Below are 13,893 nucleotides of genomic sequence, written 5' to 3' on the forward strand. Positions count from 1 at the left end.
GTCAGGACCTCCCGTCACCGGTGAGCGCGTGGGTCAGCAGGCTCTGCCGGGCCAGGGAGAACCGCCCCCGGTTCCAGTGGAAGACGACGTAGTGGGCGGCGGCGCGGCGCGGGCCGATCACCGCTTCACCGGACTCGAAGTAGCCGGTGCGCCAGCCCTCGGCGGCCCGGCGCACGGCGTCCCCGTGCACCTCGACCGCCGCCCGCCGTTGCGGCGGCAGCGGATCGAGCAGGCTCCGTCCGCCGGCTCGCCAGGCCGCGAGGATGCCCGCGGCGGCGCGCCGGGTGTCCTCGTCGGGCTCGGTGCCCAGCCTGCGGCCGGCGTCGTCCTGGAGCACCTGCCAGACCCCGCGGTGCTCCCAGCCGACGATGCCGAGGCCGTCGAGGAGTTCACCGAGGAGGTACAGGGACAACCGCCAGTCCGCGACCGCCTCCGGTCGGCCCGGTGCCGCGACGGTGTCGTGGTGATCGAGCCAGGCCAGGGAATCCACCGTGAACAGGTCGTGGACGTGCCGCATCGATCGCGGGCCGCCGAAGAGGTAGGTCTCCGGCTCGTACCGCCCGCACAGCGGCGGTTGCGGCTGTCCGTCCACCGCGCGGAAGCGGCGCGTCAGTTCCTCGCGCAGTGCCCCGACATCGGACCGGCCCGCCTCGAACCGGACCCGGAGGCCGGGCGGTTTGTGCATGAAGAAGAAGGAGCGCGCCGCGCCGGCGGAGATCAGGTCGCGGGCCGTGTCTGCGACGGCGCGGTACGTCCGGTGCCAAGTGGCCGGGCCCGGCGCGAGGTTGATCTGCACCCAGCCGTCCTCGGGCCGGTCGTCGCGCAGCGCGGACAGCCCGGCCGTCAGGAACGCGCGGCGCGCGGTCTCGTACTCGGGGCCCGCGGAATCGACCGGTACCGTTCCCCACGGAATGTCGCGAGCGTCCCGGAGGCAGTCGGCCAGCAATCGTTCGACCTCCACCATGGTGCCCACCTCCTCGTGATTCCGGCTCTACTCCTGGGGTTTCCACCATTCGGTCGGATTGAAAAACGGAAGGCAAATATTCATATGATGAAAAAGGGTGCGCCCGCTGCGCGTACGGGACTTCGCGCGCTGAAGGCGCATCCTGCGGGCGGATTCTGAAGCCTTCGCCCCCCCCTGACTCGATGATCGCCCGCATGTTGGTGAGTGGGTGTCACTTCTGCTCGAACTCCCATTGAAAAAAACGGCGTTGGCGGGTCCGAAAGTGTCAGGGGAGCTCGGCGGGAGCGCCGGTGACGGACCGGGTGGGGTCGAGCAGGTGGGCGAGGCGGTGGGCGGAGGCGGTCCAGGACCAGTGGGTGGCGGCCCAGTCGCGGCCGGCGGCGCCCATCCGGGCGCGGTCCGCCGGCGGGGCGAGGAGGAGGCGGGTGAGGGCGGCGGCCACGTCGGCCGGGTCGCGCCCGTCGACGACGGTGCCGGTGACGCCGTCGAGGACGGTGTCGGGGGCGCCGCCGGAGCGGCCGGCGACGACGGGCAGGGCGGCGGCGGCCGCTTCCAGGTAGACGATGCCGAGGCCTTCGGCTTCGAGGCCGGCCCGGCGGGTGCGGCACGGCATGGCGAAGACGTCGGCCTCGGCGTAGTGGGCGGCGGTGGCCGCGTGGTCGAGACCGCCGGCGAATTCGACGCTGCCGGGCTCGGTGCACCGGTGGGCGAGCGCGCGCAGACGGTCCTCGTACGGGCCCTGGCCGACGAGGACGAGGACGGCGCCGGGGACGGCCCGGCGGATCGCCGGCAGGGCCCGGATCAGGACGTCCTGCCCCTTGCGCGGGACGAGCCGGGCGACGCAGAGGATCACCGGCCCGGTGCGGGCCCGCCGGGCGCCCTCGGCACCGGGCCGGAAGCGGTCCGGGTCCACGCCGGGGACGAGGCGCGCCAGCCGGGCGTCCGGGCCGAGGGCGGGGGCGATCCGGGCGCGGGTGTACTCGCCGAGGTAGGTGACGACGTCGACGCTGCGGCCTATCCGGCGCAGCAGGCGGCGGGCGCCGGGGGTGCGGGCCCACCAGATCTCGTGGCCGTGGGTGGTGGCGACGGTGCGGCGGATGCCGTCGGCCTGGCGGAGCAGGCCTGGGGTCATCGCGGCGAGCGGGGCGGCGGCGCCGAACCAGACCCGGTCGCAGCCGTGGGCACGGGCGATCTCGGCGGCGCGGCGGGTGGCCCGGGCGGTGGGCAGCAGGGTGCGGGCCCGGTCGCGGATCACCGGGAAGGGGAGAGCGGCGTCGTGCCGATCGGCGCCCGGTTCGGCGGAGGTGTAGACCACGACGTCGGAGTGGGGCAGCCGGGTGGCCAGGGCGTGGACGAAGGTTTCGATGCCGCCTTGGCGGGGCGGGAAGTCGTTCGTGACGATGAGTGTGCTGCCCATGGGCGGGTGGGACCTCGGTTCGGTGTCGGAGAAGCGGCCGGGGAAGGGATCGGAGGAGGCGTCGGGGAGGGGCTCGGAGCGGGGGAGACGGGGAGGGCCGGCGGGAGGACCCGGGCGAGCAGGACGAGGAGGACCGGCAGCGCGAGGTAGCCGAACCGCCCGGCGGGGGCGAGCAGGAAGGCCAGGGCGAGCCCGAGGGCGAGCCGGTCGGCGGCGTCCGCCGCGTGCCGGGGCGGGTGGGTGAGCAGGGAGGCCGCGAGGGCGGCTGCGGCGAGCAGCAGCAGGCCGACGGCCGCGTACCAGCCGGGCGGGCCGAGGTCGGCGAGCAGCCGTCCGGGCAGCGGGCTGGCGGCGGGGGTGGGCAGGTCGCCGCGGCCGGTGGGGAAGGCGAACACCTGGTGGAGCATCGGCCCGGGCGAGCGCAGGGCGCCGGGCAGGACGAGCAGGGCCGTGCCGCCCACCGCGACGGCGGCGGCGCGCAGGGCGGGGCGCCGTCCGGCGGTGGCGGCGAGCAGCGCGGTGACCACGGCGACGGCCGGCCAGGCCGTCCACTTGAGCGAGCAGGCGGCGGCGAGGGCCAGTCCGGCGGGGGCGGGGCGCCGTCGGGCGGCGAGGGTGAGGGCGAGCCAGCAGAGGCCGGTCATCGGCAGGTCGACGCCGCTGACGCAGAGCGGCAGCGCGACGACGGGCGAGGCGGTCAGTGCGGCGAGGGCGGTCCGCCGCCCGGCGGGCGCGGAGCGCAGCAGGCAGGCGAGGAACGCGGCCGCGCACCAGAGCCGTGCGTCGCCCGCCACCCGGGCGAGCGGCAGACCGCCGAGTGACAGGCCGTCGAGTGACAGGCCGCCGAGCGGCAGTCCGTCGAGCAGGGCCCGGGGGAGTCCGAGGATCGCCATTCCGGGCAGGTACGGGGTGTACTCGGCCACCGTCCGGGGCTCGGCGAGGTACGGCGTTCCGGTGTGCAGCAGCAGGGCCCCGGAGCGTTCGATCACCCCGACCTCGCTCTGCCCCCGGCTGGTCAGCACGAGGGCGAGCAGCGGCACGGCGACGGCCCCGGTGAGTGCGAGGGCGATGGACAGCGGCCGGCCCCGGCGCGTCGGCAGGAGGGCGGCGAGCGCCGCCAGCAGGTAGCCGACGGCGGCGCAGGTGCCCCAGGTGCGGTGCGGGCCGAGGTCGGAGAGCAGTGGGAAGGCCCCGGCCCATCCGGCCGCGAGGAGCCATCCGCCGCACCACGCGGCGGCGTGTCGCCGGTCTGGGGAGTCGTGCCGATTCATCACCCGTTCATTGCATCGTCGCAGGTCAGCCTGGTCATCACGGTCAGGTCGAGTCCTCTGGTCGGGTTTCCCCTACCATCCGTCGGGGCCGTCGCCCGGCGACCTTCGTATCCGATCTGACGTTCGGTGTTCGTCGGATTACGGAAAGTGCCCGCGCTCCCGCTATCGTGTCGGCGTGGTGAGGTCGTGGGATGCGGCAGTGGAGCGGGCGCAGGACCGGCTGGCGGCGGGGCCGCGGCTGCGGGCGGTCGCCGAGGGGGACGAACGGCGGTTCGCCCTCTGGGACTTGGCGTCCCTGGTGGAAGGTGAGCTGGGGGAGCTGGTGGCCCCGGACGAGCTGACGCCGGAGGCCGAGCGCCGGTGGCGCGAGCGGCTGGGGGAGAGCGGCCGGGAGTGGCCCGGCGGCGAGCTGTACCGGCGCCGCTACTGGGTGCTGGACGAGGACGGAGCCGCGGCCGGCACGGTGGCGGTGGACAACTGGACCAAGGGACCCGGCCAACTCGCCGTCTCCTCCCTCTACTTGATCCCGGAGGCGCGTGGCCGGGGGCTGGCCGCCGGGGCGCTGGACGAGGTGTACGCGGCGTCCGCCGCGGAGGGCCTGCCCGGCTTCCGGCTGGAGGCGCACTGGGCCTGGCAGCACACCGTCCGCTACTACCTGCGCCGCGGCCTCTGGGTGGTCGGCTGGAAGCGTTCGCTGGCCCTGGCCCGGATGCCGCAGCTCCCGCCGTACCGGGTGTGCGAGGAGGGCGGCTGGCTGCACCTGCTGGTCGCGGACCGGGGGTGGGGCTGGGTGCCGATGCTCGCTGCCGGCTGCGAGGGTCGCTGGCTGCGGCTGGACGAGACGCCCGACTACCGGGCGGCCGACGGCTGGGTGCACGAGTACGCGCGTTCGACGCTGGCGCTGCACCTGGCGCTCGCGGGCCGGCCGCTGGTGCGCGGCCCGCAGTGGTGGGCGGAGGCGTGGCGGTGGTCGGACGCCGGGGAGCCGGAGGGGCTGGCCTACAAGATCGAGCACTTCGAGCAGCTGGCCCTGGCGGCGGGCCGCCAGGTGGTCAGTCCGTATCGCCCGGCGGTGGCGGCGTCTGAAACCCCGACCCCGCCCCCGGCACCGGCGCTGAGAGCGGAGGCCCCGGTGGCGGCGGCGCCGGGGCTGGCAGACTCGGGGGATGGCTGAGATCGAGATCGACGGCGCGCCGGCCGACCCGGCGCGGCTGGCCGCACTGGGGCTGCTGAACTACGGGCACTTCACCACCCTGCGCGCCGAGGCGGGCCGGGTCCGGGGCCTGGCGCTGCACCTGGACCGGTTGGTCCGGGACTGCCGGGTGCTGTTCGCCGCCGAGTTGGACCGGGAGGCGGTGCGGGAGCGGATCCGCGCGGTGCTGCCCGCCGACGGCGCGCCGGTGATCGTCCGGGTGACGGTGTACGACCCGGAGCTCGGCCTGGAACGCCCCGGTGCCCCGGCGATGCCCCGGCTGCTGCCGACCACCCGCCCGGCGGCGGCAGCGGCGCCGGGCCCGCTGCGGGTGCGCACGGTCGGGTACCGGCGGGAGCTGCCGGAGGTGAAGCACGTCGGCCTGTTCGGCCTGGTCCACCACCGCAGGCGGGCCCAACTCGACGGCTACGACGACGTCCTGCTGGTGGATCCGGACGGCGGCGGGGTGGTCGAGGGCGCCACCTGGAACGTCGGCTTCCTCGACGGCCGCCGACTGGTCTGGCCGGACGGCCCGAGCCTGCCCGGGGTGACCGCCGCGCTGCTGGCCGGCGCGTACGGCGGGCCGCAGTCGCGCGAGCGGGTGGACGCGTCCGGGCTGGGCCGCTTCACGGCGGCGTTCGCGGCGAACGCGGGCGTCGGCGTCCGGCCGCTGGCAGCAGTCGACGGTACGGCCTTCGACCCGGCGCACCCCGTGCTCGCCGAACTCGCCACCGCCTACGGGGAGATCACCGCCGACCCGGTGTGAGCCCGCCCGGCGCGGGCCCGCAGGCCCCCGGAGGGGGGTGGGGATATCCCCACCCCCGGTCCGCCAGCGGCCTCCATGGTCCGCCGGCCTGGCCTTTTCTAGCGTGGAACCCGTCGACGACCACCGACGATCCCCGAGGGAAGGCCCACCCATGGCACGCCGCCACGACCGCCCATCGACCGAGCCGTACGCCGCCGGACCGTACGCCGCCGGCCCGTACGCGACGGGGGCGTACGGCGGCGGCCCGTACCCCGAGCAGGGCGCCCGTCCGGCGATCGAGCTGCGCGGGGTGCGCCGCACCTACGGCCGCGGCGGCGAGACCGTGCACGCGCTGCGCGGGATCGACCTGGCGCTGGCCCGGGGCAGCTTCACCGCCGTGATGGGCCCGTCCGGCTCCGGCAAGTCGACCTTCCTGCAGTGCGCGGCGGGCCTGGACAAGCCCGACCAGGGGGAGATCCGCCTCGGCGGCGAGGACATCACCCGGCTGAGCGAGGACCGGCTCACCAAGCTGCGCCGCAGCCGGATCGGCTTCGTCTTCCAGTCCTTCAACCTGCTGCCCTCGCTGACGGTGGAGCAGAACGTGCTGCTCCCGCAGCGGCTGGCCGGCGAGCGCCAGGACCGCGCCCGGGCCCGGGAGCTGCTGGCCCAGGTCGGCCTCGGTGAGCACGCCAAGCGGCGGCCCGGCCAGCTCTCCGGCGGCCAGCAGCAGCGGGTGGCGATCGCCCGCGCGCTGATCACCGACCCGGACGTGGTGTTCGCCGACGAGCCGACCGGCGCGCTGGACACCCGCACCGCGCACGAGGTGCTGGGCCTGCTGCGGCGCGCCGTGGACGACCTGGGCGCGACGGTGGTCATGGTGACCCACGACCCGGTGGCGGCCTCGTTCGCCGACCGGGCGCTGTTCCTGGCCGGCGGCGCGCTCGTCGACGAGCTGCACCACCCGCAGGCGCAGGCCGTCGCCGACCGGATGGTCTCGCTCACCGCCCGCCCGGTGGGGGTCGCGGCGTGAACGGGCGGCGTGGACCGATCGACGAGTGGAACGGGGCAGGGGCATGAGCAACGGACTGGCGCGCGCCTCGGTGCGCTTTCGACCCGCCTCCTTCGTGGGCACCCTGGTCGCCCTGCTGCTGGGCGCCGCCGTGGTGGTGGCCTGCGGTGTGCTGCTGCAGACCGGTGTGACCGCGAGCGTCGCACCGCAGCGGTACGCGGGCGCCCCGGTGGTGGTCGCGGCCGACCCGGTGGTGCGGATCACCGCCAAGGTCGGCCGCGACACCGAGACCAGGGAGCAGACCACCCCCGAGCGGGCCCGGACGGACGCCGCCCTGGTGGGCCGGATCGCCGCACTGCCCGGGGTCGCCGCCGCCCGCCCGGACAGCGCCTTCCCGCTGCCGGCCGGCACCGGCACCCCCGCCCTGACCGGCCGGGGCTTCGCCGCGCTCGGCATCGCCGGCCCGGCCGACCAGCTGGTCGAGGGCCGTGCGCCCGGCGCCGACGAGGTGGTGCTGGACGCCGACACGGCGCGCGCCGCCCACCTCGCGCCCGGCGCGAAGCTCACCCTCACCGCCCCCGGCGGCACCGGCGACTACCGGATCTCCGGCCTGGCCGCCGCCCAACCGGCCGGCCCCACCGCCTGGTTCGCCGACGCCACCGCCGACCGCCTCTCCGGCCACCCCGGCCGGATCGACGCGATCGCCGTCCAGCCGCGCGAGGGCGTGGACCGCGCCGCGCTGGTCGCGCAGGTCCGCCAGGCCCTCGACGCCCAGGCCCTCGGTGCCAAGGCCGCGGACACCCGGGCCGCGGACGCCAAGGCCGCCGGCACCCCGGCCCTCGGCCTTGAGACCAAGGCCGAGAGCGGCGGCGCCAAGGTCTTCACCGGCGACGGCCGCGGCACCGTCGAACAGCCCGCCATCGGCGAGGCCCGCACCCTGCTGATAGGGCTCGGCGGCAGCTTCGGCGGCTACGCCACCATGACCGCGATCTTCGTCGTGATGAGCACCGTCGCCCTGGCCACCGGCCAGCGCGCCCGCGAGTTCGCCCTGCTGCGCGCCATCGGCGCCACCCCGCGGCAGATCCGCCGCACCATCGCCACCGAGGCGATGCTGGTCGCGCCGGTCGCCGGGGCGCTCGGCATCCTGCCCGGACTGGCCCTGGCCCGCTGGTGGTTCGGCGAACTGACCTCGCGCGGCGCCGTGCCGCAGGGCGTGCGGCTGGACGTCGGCCCGCTGCCGATGCTCGCCGCCGTCCTCATCTGCACCCTCGCCGCGCTGACCGCCGGCTTCCTGGCCGCCCGCCGCCCCGCCAAACTGCGCCCCGGTCAGGCGCTCGGCGCGGCCGCCGTCGAACCGGGCCACCCCGGCAAGGTCCGGACCGTCATCGGGCTGCTCTTCGCCGCCGGCGGCGTGGTGGCCGCCGCCTTCGCGGCCGCCCTGGACGGCATCAACGCCGCCAACACCGCGCTCGGCGTGGTCATGTGCTTCATGCTGGCCGTCGCGCTGCTCGGCCCCTGGGTGGCGCGGGTCGCCGCCACGGTGTTCGGCGCCCCGCTGCGGGCCGGCGGCGCCCCCGGCTCGCTGGCCGCCGACAACACCCGCGCCAACGCCCGCCGGCTGGCCTCCGCGATCACCCCGATCGTGCTGGTCACCGCCTTCTGCGGCACCCTGTTGTTCCTCCAGAGCACCATCAGCCACACCACCGGCGCGAACGTGCGGGACGGCATCGTCGCCGACCACGTGATCGGCTCCACCGGCCCCGGCCTGCCCGCGGGCACCGCCGGGCGGGCCGCCAAGGTGCCCGGTGTGGACGCCGCGGTCGGCGTGCTGCGCACCGCCGCCGTGTACACCCACGACATGCAGCTCGGCTCCGCCACCGCGCTCGGCGTCGACGGCGACCCGGCCCGGCTGTCCCGGGTGCTCGACCTGGGCGTACGCAGCGGTTCGCTCGCCGACCTGGGCCGCGCCGCCGACACCGTCGCCCTGGACGCCACGCTGGCCGACGCCCTGGACGTCAAGGTCGGCGACCGGGTGCCGCTGCGGCTCGGCGACGGCACCCCGGTGCAGCCCGCCGTGGTCGCCGTCTACGACCGCGGGCTCGGCTTCGGTCAGGTGCTGCTGCCCCGGGCGGTCGTCGCCGGGCACGTCACCGCCGGGTACGACAGCCAGGTGCTGGTCGCCGACGCGCCGGGCGCCGACCGCGCGGCGGTGGCGGCCGCGCTGGCGGGCCTCGCGGGCCCCGGCGGGGCGACCGTGACCGACCGGGCCGGATTCGTCGCCCAGTCCGACAAGATGATGGAGCTGAACGCCTGGGCCAACACCGTGATGGCCGGCGTGCTCGGCGGGTTCGCCGCCGTCACCGCCGTCAACACCCTGGTGATGACCGTCCTCGACCGGCGCCGCGAGGTCGCCCTGCTCCGGCTGGCCGGCACCACCCGGCGCCAGGTGCGCGGCATGATGCGCTGGGAGGCGCTGCTGGTCGCCGCGACCGGCCTGGTGATCGGCGGGGGGATCGCCTGGGTCGCCCTCGTCCCGATCGCCCGGGGCGTCGCCAACTCCTCCCCGTACATCCCGCCGGCGCTCGCCCTGCCGCTGGCCGCCGGAGCCGTCCTGCTCTGCCTCGGCGCGACCGGGTTGCCCGCCCGGGCCCTGCTGCGCACCCGCCCGGTGGCACTGGGCGCCGCCCGGCAGTAGCGGAGGCCCGCGCATGCTCGAAGGGCCCCGTCCGGTACCGCCGGACGGGGCCCTTCGAGCATGCGCGGCACCTGCTCGAGGATCGCTGGACGGGCACACCAGAGCCTCGCTCGTACGGGTGACAAAAGCCGGGCCGAGTAGGCGCAATGGGGTAGCCGGGAAACTCCAAACCCCTTTATTGGAGCTGATCGTGATGTCGGATCAGCTACGCTCTCGCCCGCCCCGCCCGTCCCGCCCGACCCGCCGAAGCAGAGAGTAGCCCGACATGAGCAGTCCTCCCGCGGCCGCCGCGCCCCGCTGGCCGCTGATCCTGCTGCGCACCACCGCGACCACCCTGGCGGTCCTGGCCCTGCTCCAGGTCATGCTGGCCGGCAGCTTCCTCAACGGCACCTACGAGTCCCTCAAGGACCACGAGGGCAACGCGATGACGCTGGCCACCGTGGTCCTCTGCCAACTGGTGGTGGCCGCGCTGGTGCGCCGGCCCGGCCGCGGCCCGCTCTGGCCGCTGTGGACCACCGCCGTGCTGACCGTCGCCGTCGTCGGCCAGATGGCGGCCGGCTACGCGCGGTCGATCAGCGTGCACGTCACCCTCGGGGTGCTGCTGGTCAGCGGGGTCCTGTTCGGGCTGGTCGGCGCCTGGCGGCTGCCGCTGCCCGCCCGCGCGGACCACCTGCCCGAGCCGGACGGCAGCGGACGCCTGCCGCGCCCCGGCGGGCCGCTGGAGGTGTCCAAGTGAACCGTCGCCGGTTCCTGGGCGTCGGCGCCTCCGTCCTCGGCGCGGGCGCGCTGGCCGCCGTCGCCGGCCCCGCCGCCGCCCGGCTGTTCGCCGAGGGCCACCCCGGCCGGCTGCTCAGCAGCGGCCTCGACCTGCCCGAGCCGTTCCAGGTCCCGCTGCCGGTGCCCACGGTGCTCCAGCCGGTGCGCACCGACGCGACGGCCGACTACTACGAGATCACCCAACGGGTCGCCGAGCTGGAGATCCTGCCCGGCGTCAGGACCGAGGCCTGGACGTACGGCGGCACCTTCCCCGGGCCGACGGTGGTCACCCGGTCCGGCCGGGCGGCGGTGGTCAAGCACCGCAACGAGCTGCCGGTGCCGTCCGTGGTCCACCTGCACGGCGGCCACACCCCGGCCGACAGCGACGGCTACCCCGTCGACCTGCTGCTGCCGGTCGGCTCCTCCGGCGCGGGCCGGGGGGCGCCGGGCATGCCGGGGATGTCCGACATGCCCGGCATGCAGGGGATGGGCCACGAGGCGGGGCGCACCGCGGAGGGCGAGCGCACCCACACCTACCCGGGCAAGCAGCGCGCCGCCACCCTCTGGTACCACGACCACCGGATGGGCTTCACCGGCCCCGGCGTCTGGCGCGGCCTGGCCGGCTTCCACCTCGTCCACGACGACGAGGAGAGCGCCCTGCCGCTGCCGCGCGGCGACCGCGACCTCCCGCTGATGCTCGCCGACCGCTCCTTCGCCGGGGACGGCTCCTTCCGCTACCCCGCCCTGGACGAGGACCTCGCCTCGCCCGGCGTCACCGACGACTACATGAACGGCGTCCTCGGCGACGTCATCCTCGTCAACGGCGCCCCCTGGCCCCGCCTCGACGTCGACCGCGCCCGCTACCGGCTGCGCCTGCTCAACGCCTCCAACGCCCGCCCCTACCGGCTCCGGCTCGACCCGCAGCCCTCCGGCGGCGACGCCCTCGTCCAGATCGGCTCCGACGGCGGCCTGCTCGCCGCCCCGGTTGCCCACGACGTGCTGGAGATCGCCCCGGCCGAGCGCTTCGACATCGTCGTCGACTTCTCCCGCTACGCCCCGGGCACCTCGGTGCGGCTGCTCAACCTCTTCGGCAGCGGGCGCACGGCGGAGGTGATGCGCTTCGACGTCTCCGGCAAGAAGGTCAGCGACGACTCGACCGTGCCCGACAAGCTGTCCACGATCGAGGAACTGGACGCCTCCGCCGTCGACGTCACCCGCAAGTTCATCTTCCGGCGCAGCGGCAGCTACGGCTGGACCATCAACGGCGACCTGTACCGGCCCGGCCACGACCTCGCCCGGCCCGCCCTCGGCAGCACCGAGCGGTGGCGCTTCACCTCCGACCTGCACCACCCCGTCCACGTCCACCTCAACCAGTTCCAGGTGCTCAGCCGCAACGGTCGCGACCCGGGCCCGTACGACGGCGGCTGGAAGGACACCGTCGACCTGCGTCCGGCCGAGGCGGTCGAGGTCCTGGTGCGCTTCACCGACTACCGGGGGACGTACATGATGCACTGCCACAACCTGGAGCACGAGGACATGGCGATGATGGCGGACTTCACCGTGCAGTGAGCGGGGGCCTGGGGGTTTCATTCGGTCGGCTTCATCCGGTCGGCCGAGTGTCGGAGGGCGCGCGGTGCGCGCTCCGGCACTCGTGGCCTAGCGTCGCGGGGAGACGTACCCCGCCCGCCGCCCGCCGTTTCGTCCTCCCGCCGACCCGCTGTCCCGCTGTCCCGCCGACCGAGGAGCCGCCGCGCATGACCACCCCCGCCGAACGCCGCCGGCACGGCCGGGCCGCCCGCGACCGTGTCTCCCGCTCCGCCCACGGGCGGTGGATCCCCGCCGCCGACCGGCCCGACCCGGTCGAGGTACTGGTGCGCCAGGGCGAGGACCGGGTCGCCCGGCTGCTGCCGATCCGCTACGGGCGGATGGCCGACACCCCCTTCGCCTACCTGCGCGGCGCCGCCGCCGTCATGGCCGCCGACCTCGGCGCCGTCCCCGACACCGGCCTCACCGTCCAACTGTGCGGCGACGCCCACCTGGTGAACTTCGGTCTGTTCGCCTCGCCGGAACGCGCCCTGCTCTTCGACGTCAACGACTTCGACGAGACCCACCCCGGCCCCTTCGAGTGGGACGTCAAACGGCTGGCCGCCAGCATCGCCGTCGCCGCCCGCGACCACGGACAGGACGAGGACCGCGCCCACCGCGCCGCCCGCACCGCCGTCCAGGGCTACGCCACCGCCATGCGCCGCCTCGCCGGGCTCGGCGAACTCGACGTCTGGTACTCCCGGATCGACGCGGGCGACCTGCTGGCGCCGCTCCGCAAACCCCGGCAGCGCAAGCAGGCCGAGGCCGACCTCGCCCAGGCCCGCCGCCGCACCAGCCTGCACGCCTTCGGCAAGCTCACCGAGGAACGCGACGGGCAGCGGCGCATCATCAGCGCGCCACCGCTCATCGAACCGCTGAAGAAGAACGAACTGCTCGACATCGGCAAGGTGTTCAGCGACTACCGGGCCACCCTCGCCGAGGACCGTCGCGTCCTCCTCGACCGCTACCGCTTCGTCGACGCGGCGATGAAGGTCGTCGGTGTCGGCAGCGTCGGCACCCGCTGCTACATCGTCCTGCTGGAGGGCCGGGACACCCGGGACCCGCTGTTCCTCCAGCTCAAGGAGGCCGGACGGTCCGTCCTGGAGGACCACCTGCCGCCCACCCGGGTCGACGCCGAGGTCTCCGTCCACCACGGCGGGCGCCGCGTCGTCACCGGCCAGCACCTCATGCAGGCCGCCAGCGACATCTTCCTCGGCTGGACCACCGGCCCCGCCGGGCGCCACTTCTACGGCCGCCAACTGCGCGACATGAAGGGCTCGGTCGAGGTCGCCGACCTCACCCCGTCCGGCCTGCGCGCCTACGCCGACCTGTGCGGCCGCACCCTCGCCCGCGCCCACGCGCGCACCGGCGACCGCCTCGCCATCGCCGGCTACCTGGGCGGCGCGGACGCCTTCGCCGAGGCGATCGCCGACTTCTCCGTCCGGTACGCCGACCAGACGGCGCTCGACCACGCCGAACTGCTCGCCGCGATCGACGCCGGCCGGATCGTCGCGACCCCGGGCGTCTGAGCACGGCGCGCCTCCCGGCGGGTGCGCTCCGGGCCGGGGGTACGGGGGTGCGGGGTGGCGGGTGGGGGGTGCGGAAAACGGGTTGCCCCGGCAGGCGCGGTCGGCGTTGGCTGGCCCGCATGACCGAACTGCGCACCGACCGCCTTCTCCTGCGCCCCTGGCGGGACACCGACCTCGCACCCTGGGCCGCGATGAACGCCGACCCCGAAGTCCGCGAGCACCTCGGGGACGTCCTCACCCGCGAGCAGTGCGACGCCTCGGTGGCGCGCTTCGAGGCCGAGAGCGCGGCGCGCGGATACGGCTGGCTGGCCGTCGAGGTGCGCGCCACCGGCGAGTTCGTCGGCCTGGCCGGCCTCGACGAGGTCGACGAGGGCCTGCCCTTCACCGGCGTCGAGATCGGCTGGCGCCTCGCCCGCGCCGCCTGGGGCCACGGCTACGCCACCGAGGCGGCCCGCACCGTCCTCGCCCACGGCTTCGACACCCTCGGCCTCCCCGAGATCCTCGCCGTCACCACCGCGACCAACCACCGCTCGCAGGCCGTCATGCGCCGCCTCGGCATGACGTCCGACCCCGCCGACGACTTCGATGACCCGACCGCCCCCGAGGGCCCGCTGCGTCCCAACGTGCTGTTCCGCCTCCGCCGCGAGCAGCGGGCGGGCTGAACGGCGGGCTGACGGCGGGCCGACCGCGGGCCGAGAACGGGCCGACGGCGGGCGCGTCCCGGGGCTCGG

At 75.8% G+C, this 13,893-nt stretch carries 11 protein-coding genes; 8 read left to right on the plus strand and 3 right to left on the minus strand.

Annotation, left to right across the window (positions count from 1 at the left end; genetic code table 11):
- Position 1: 1 nt before the first annotated feature.
- The 3 genes from ACIOGZ_RS00090 to ACIOGZ_RS00100 form a co-directional block, all read right to left on the minus strand.
- A complete protein-coding gene (locus tag ACIOGZ_RS00090) occupies positions 2-964 on the minus strand; it encodes a thiopeptide-type bacteriocin biosynthesis protein (RefSeq protein ID WP_363632563.1) in 963 nt (320 codons plus the stop codon).
- A gap of 265 nt (positions 965-1,229) precedes the next feature.
- A complete protein-coding gene (locus ACIOGZ_RS00095; RefSeq protein WP_363588292.1) occupies positions 1,230-2,279 on the minus strand; it encodes a glycosyltransferase family 4 protein in 1,050 nt (349 codons plus the stop codon).
- Entirely contained in the window at positions 2,216-3,652 is a 1,437-nt protein-coding gene (locus tag ACIOGZ_RS00100; RefSeq protein ID WP_400984098.1) for a hypothetical protein, read from the minus strand. Before ACIOGZ_RS00100 ends, ACIOGZ_RS00095 begins: the two co-directional genes overlap by 64 nt.
- A gap of 175 nt (positions 3,653-3,827) precedes the next feature.
- Between ACIOGZ_RS00100 and ACIOGZ_RS00105 the strand changes: the two genes are divergently transcribed.
- The 8 genes from ACIOGZ_RS00105 (at position 3,828) to ACIOGZ_RS00140 (ending at position 13,824) form a co-directional block, all read left to right on the plus strand.
- Positions 3,828-4,826 (plus strand): GNAT family N-acetyltransferase, encoded by a 999-nt coding sequence (locus ACIOGZ_RS00105; protein ID WP_400984101.1) that lies wholly within the window; start codon positions 3,828-3,830, stop codon positions 4,824-4,826.
- Positions 4,819-5,610 carry an aminotransferase class IV gene (locus ACIOGZ_RS00110; protein WP_400984104.1) on the plus strand — a complete coding sequence of 264 codons (792 nt, stop codon included), beginning with the start codon at positions 4,819-4,821 and terminating at the stop codon, positions 5,608-5,610. The genes ACIOGZ_RS00105 and ACIOGZ_RS00110 overlap by 8 nt, the downstream gene beginning before the upstream one ends.
- Positions 5,611-5,761: 151 nt before the next feature.
- Complete coding sequence (locus ACIOGZ_RS00115) at positions 5,762-6,619, plus strand: ABC transporter ATP-binding protein (protein ID WP_363588284.1); 858 nt, start codon at positions 5,762-5,764, stop codon at positions 6,617-6,619.
- Between the two features lie 43 nt (positions 6,620-6,662).
- A complete protein-coding gene (locus ACIOGZ_RS00120) occupies positions 6,663-9,293 on the plus strand; it encodes an ABC transporter permease (protein ID WP_400984106.1) in 2,631 nt (876 codons plus the stop codon).
- Between the two features lie 265 nt (positions 9,294-9,558).
- Positions 9,559-10,029 carry a hypothetical protein gene (locus ACIOGZ_RS00125; protein ID WP_363632571.1) on the plus strand — a complete coding sequence of 157 codons (471 nt, stop codon included), beginning with the start codon at positions 9,559-9,561 and terminating at the stop codon, positions 10,027-10,029.
- Positions 10,026-11,618 carry a multicopper oxidase domain-containing protein gene (locus ACIOGZ_RS00130; protein ID WP_363632572.1) on the plus strand — a complete coding sequence of 531 codons (1,593 nt, stop codon included), beginning with the start codon at positions 10,026-10,028 and terminating at the stop codon, positions 11,616-11,618. Before ACIOGZ_RS00125 ends, ACIOGZ_RS00130 begins: the two co-directional genes overlap by 4 nt.
- Positions 11,619-11,803: 185 nt before the next feature.
- Positions 11,804-13,162, plus strand: coding sequence for a DUF2252 domain-containing protein (locus ACIOGZ_RS00135; protein ID WP_363624378.1), 1,359 nt, complete (start codon positions 11,804-11,806; stop codon positions 13,160-13,162).
- 119 nt (positions 13,163-13,281) lie between these two features.
- Positions 13,282-13,824 carry a GNAT family N-acetyltransferase gene (locus tag ACIOGZ_RS00140; protein ID WP_400810012.1) on the plus strand — a complete coding sequence of 181 codons (543 nt, stop codon included), beginning with the start codon at positions 13,282-13,284 and terminating at the stop codon, positions 13,822-13,824.
- Positions 13,825-13,893: the final 69 nt, after the last annotated feature.

Origin of the sequence: Kitasatospora sp. NPDC088160, assembly GCF_044741445.1 — a bacterium.
In the GTDB taxonomy this organism is placed as follows: domain Bacteria; phylum Actinomycetota; class Actinomycetes; order Streptomycetales; family Streptomycetaceae; genus Kitasatospora.

Bases quoted from the DNA above. Each gene is read 5' to 3' on its own strand.
- ACIOGZ_RS00090 (WP_363632563.1), bottom strand. From the start codon at position 964: ATGGTGGAGGTCGAACGATTGCTGGCCGACTGCCTCCGGGACGCTCGC.
- ACIOGZ_RS00100 (WP_400984098.1), bottom strand. From the start codon at position 3,652: ATGAATCGGCACGACTCCCCAGACCGGCGACACGCCGCCGCGTGGTGC.
- ACIOGZ_RS00110 (WP_400984104.1), top strand. From the start codon at position 4,819: ATGGCTGAGATCGAGATCGACGGCGCGCCGGCCGACCCGGCGCGGCTG.
- ACIOGZ_RS00115 (WP_363588284.1), top strand. From the start codon at position 5,762: ATGGCACGCCGCCACGACCGCCCATCGACCGAGCCGTACGCCGCCGGA.
- ACIOGZ_RS00120 (WP_400984106.1), top strand. From the start codon at position 6,663: ATGAGCAACGGACTGGCGCGCGCCTCGGTGCGCTTTCGACCCGCCTCC.
- ACIOGZ_RS00125 (WP_363632571.1), top strand. From the start codon at position 9,559: ATGAGCAGTCCTCCCGCGGCCGCCGCGCCCCGCTGGCCGCTGATCCTG.
- ACIOGZ_RS00135 (WP_363624378.1), top strand. From the start codon at position 11,804: ATGACCACCCCCGCCGAACGCCGCCGGCACGGCCGGGCCGCCCGCGAC.
- ACIOGZ_RS00140 (WP_400810012.1), top strand. From the start codon at position 13,282: ATGACCGAACTGCGCACCGACCGCCTTCTCCTGCGCCCCTGGCGGGAC.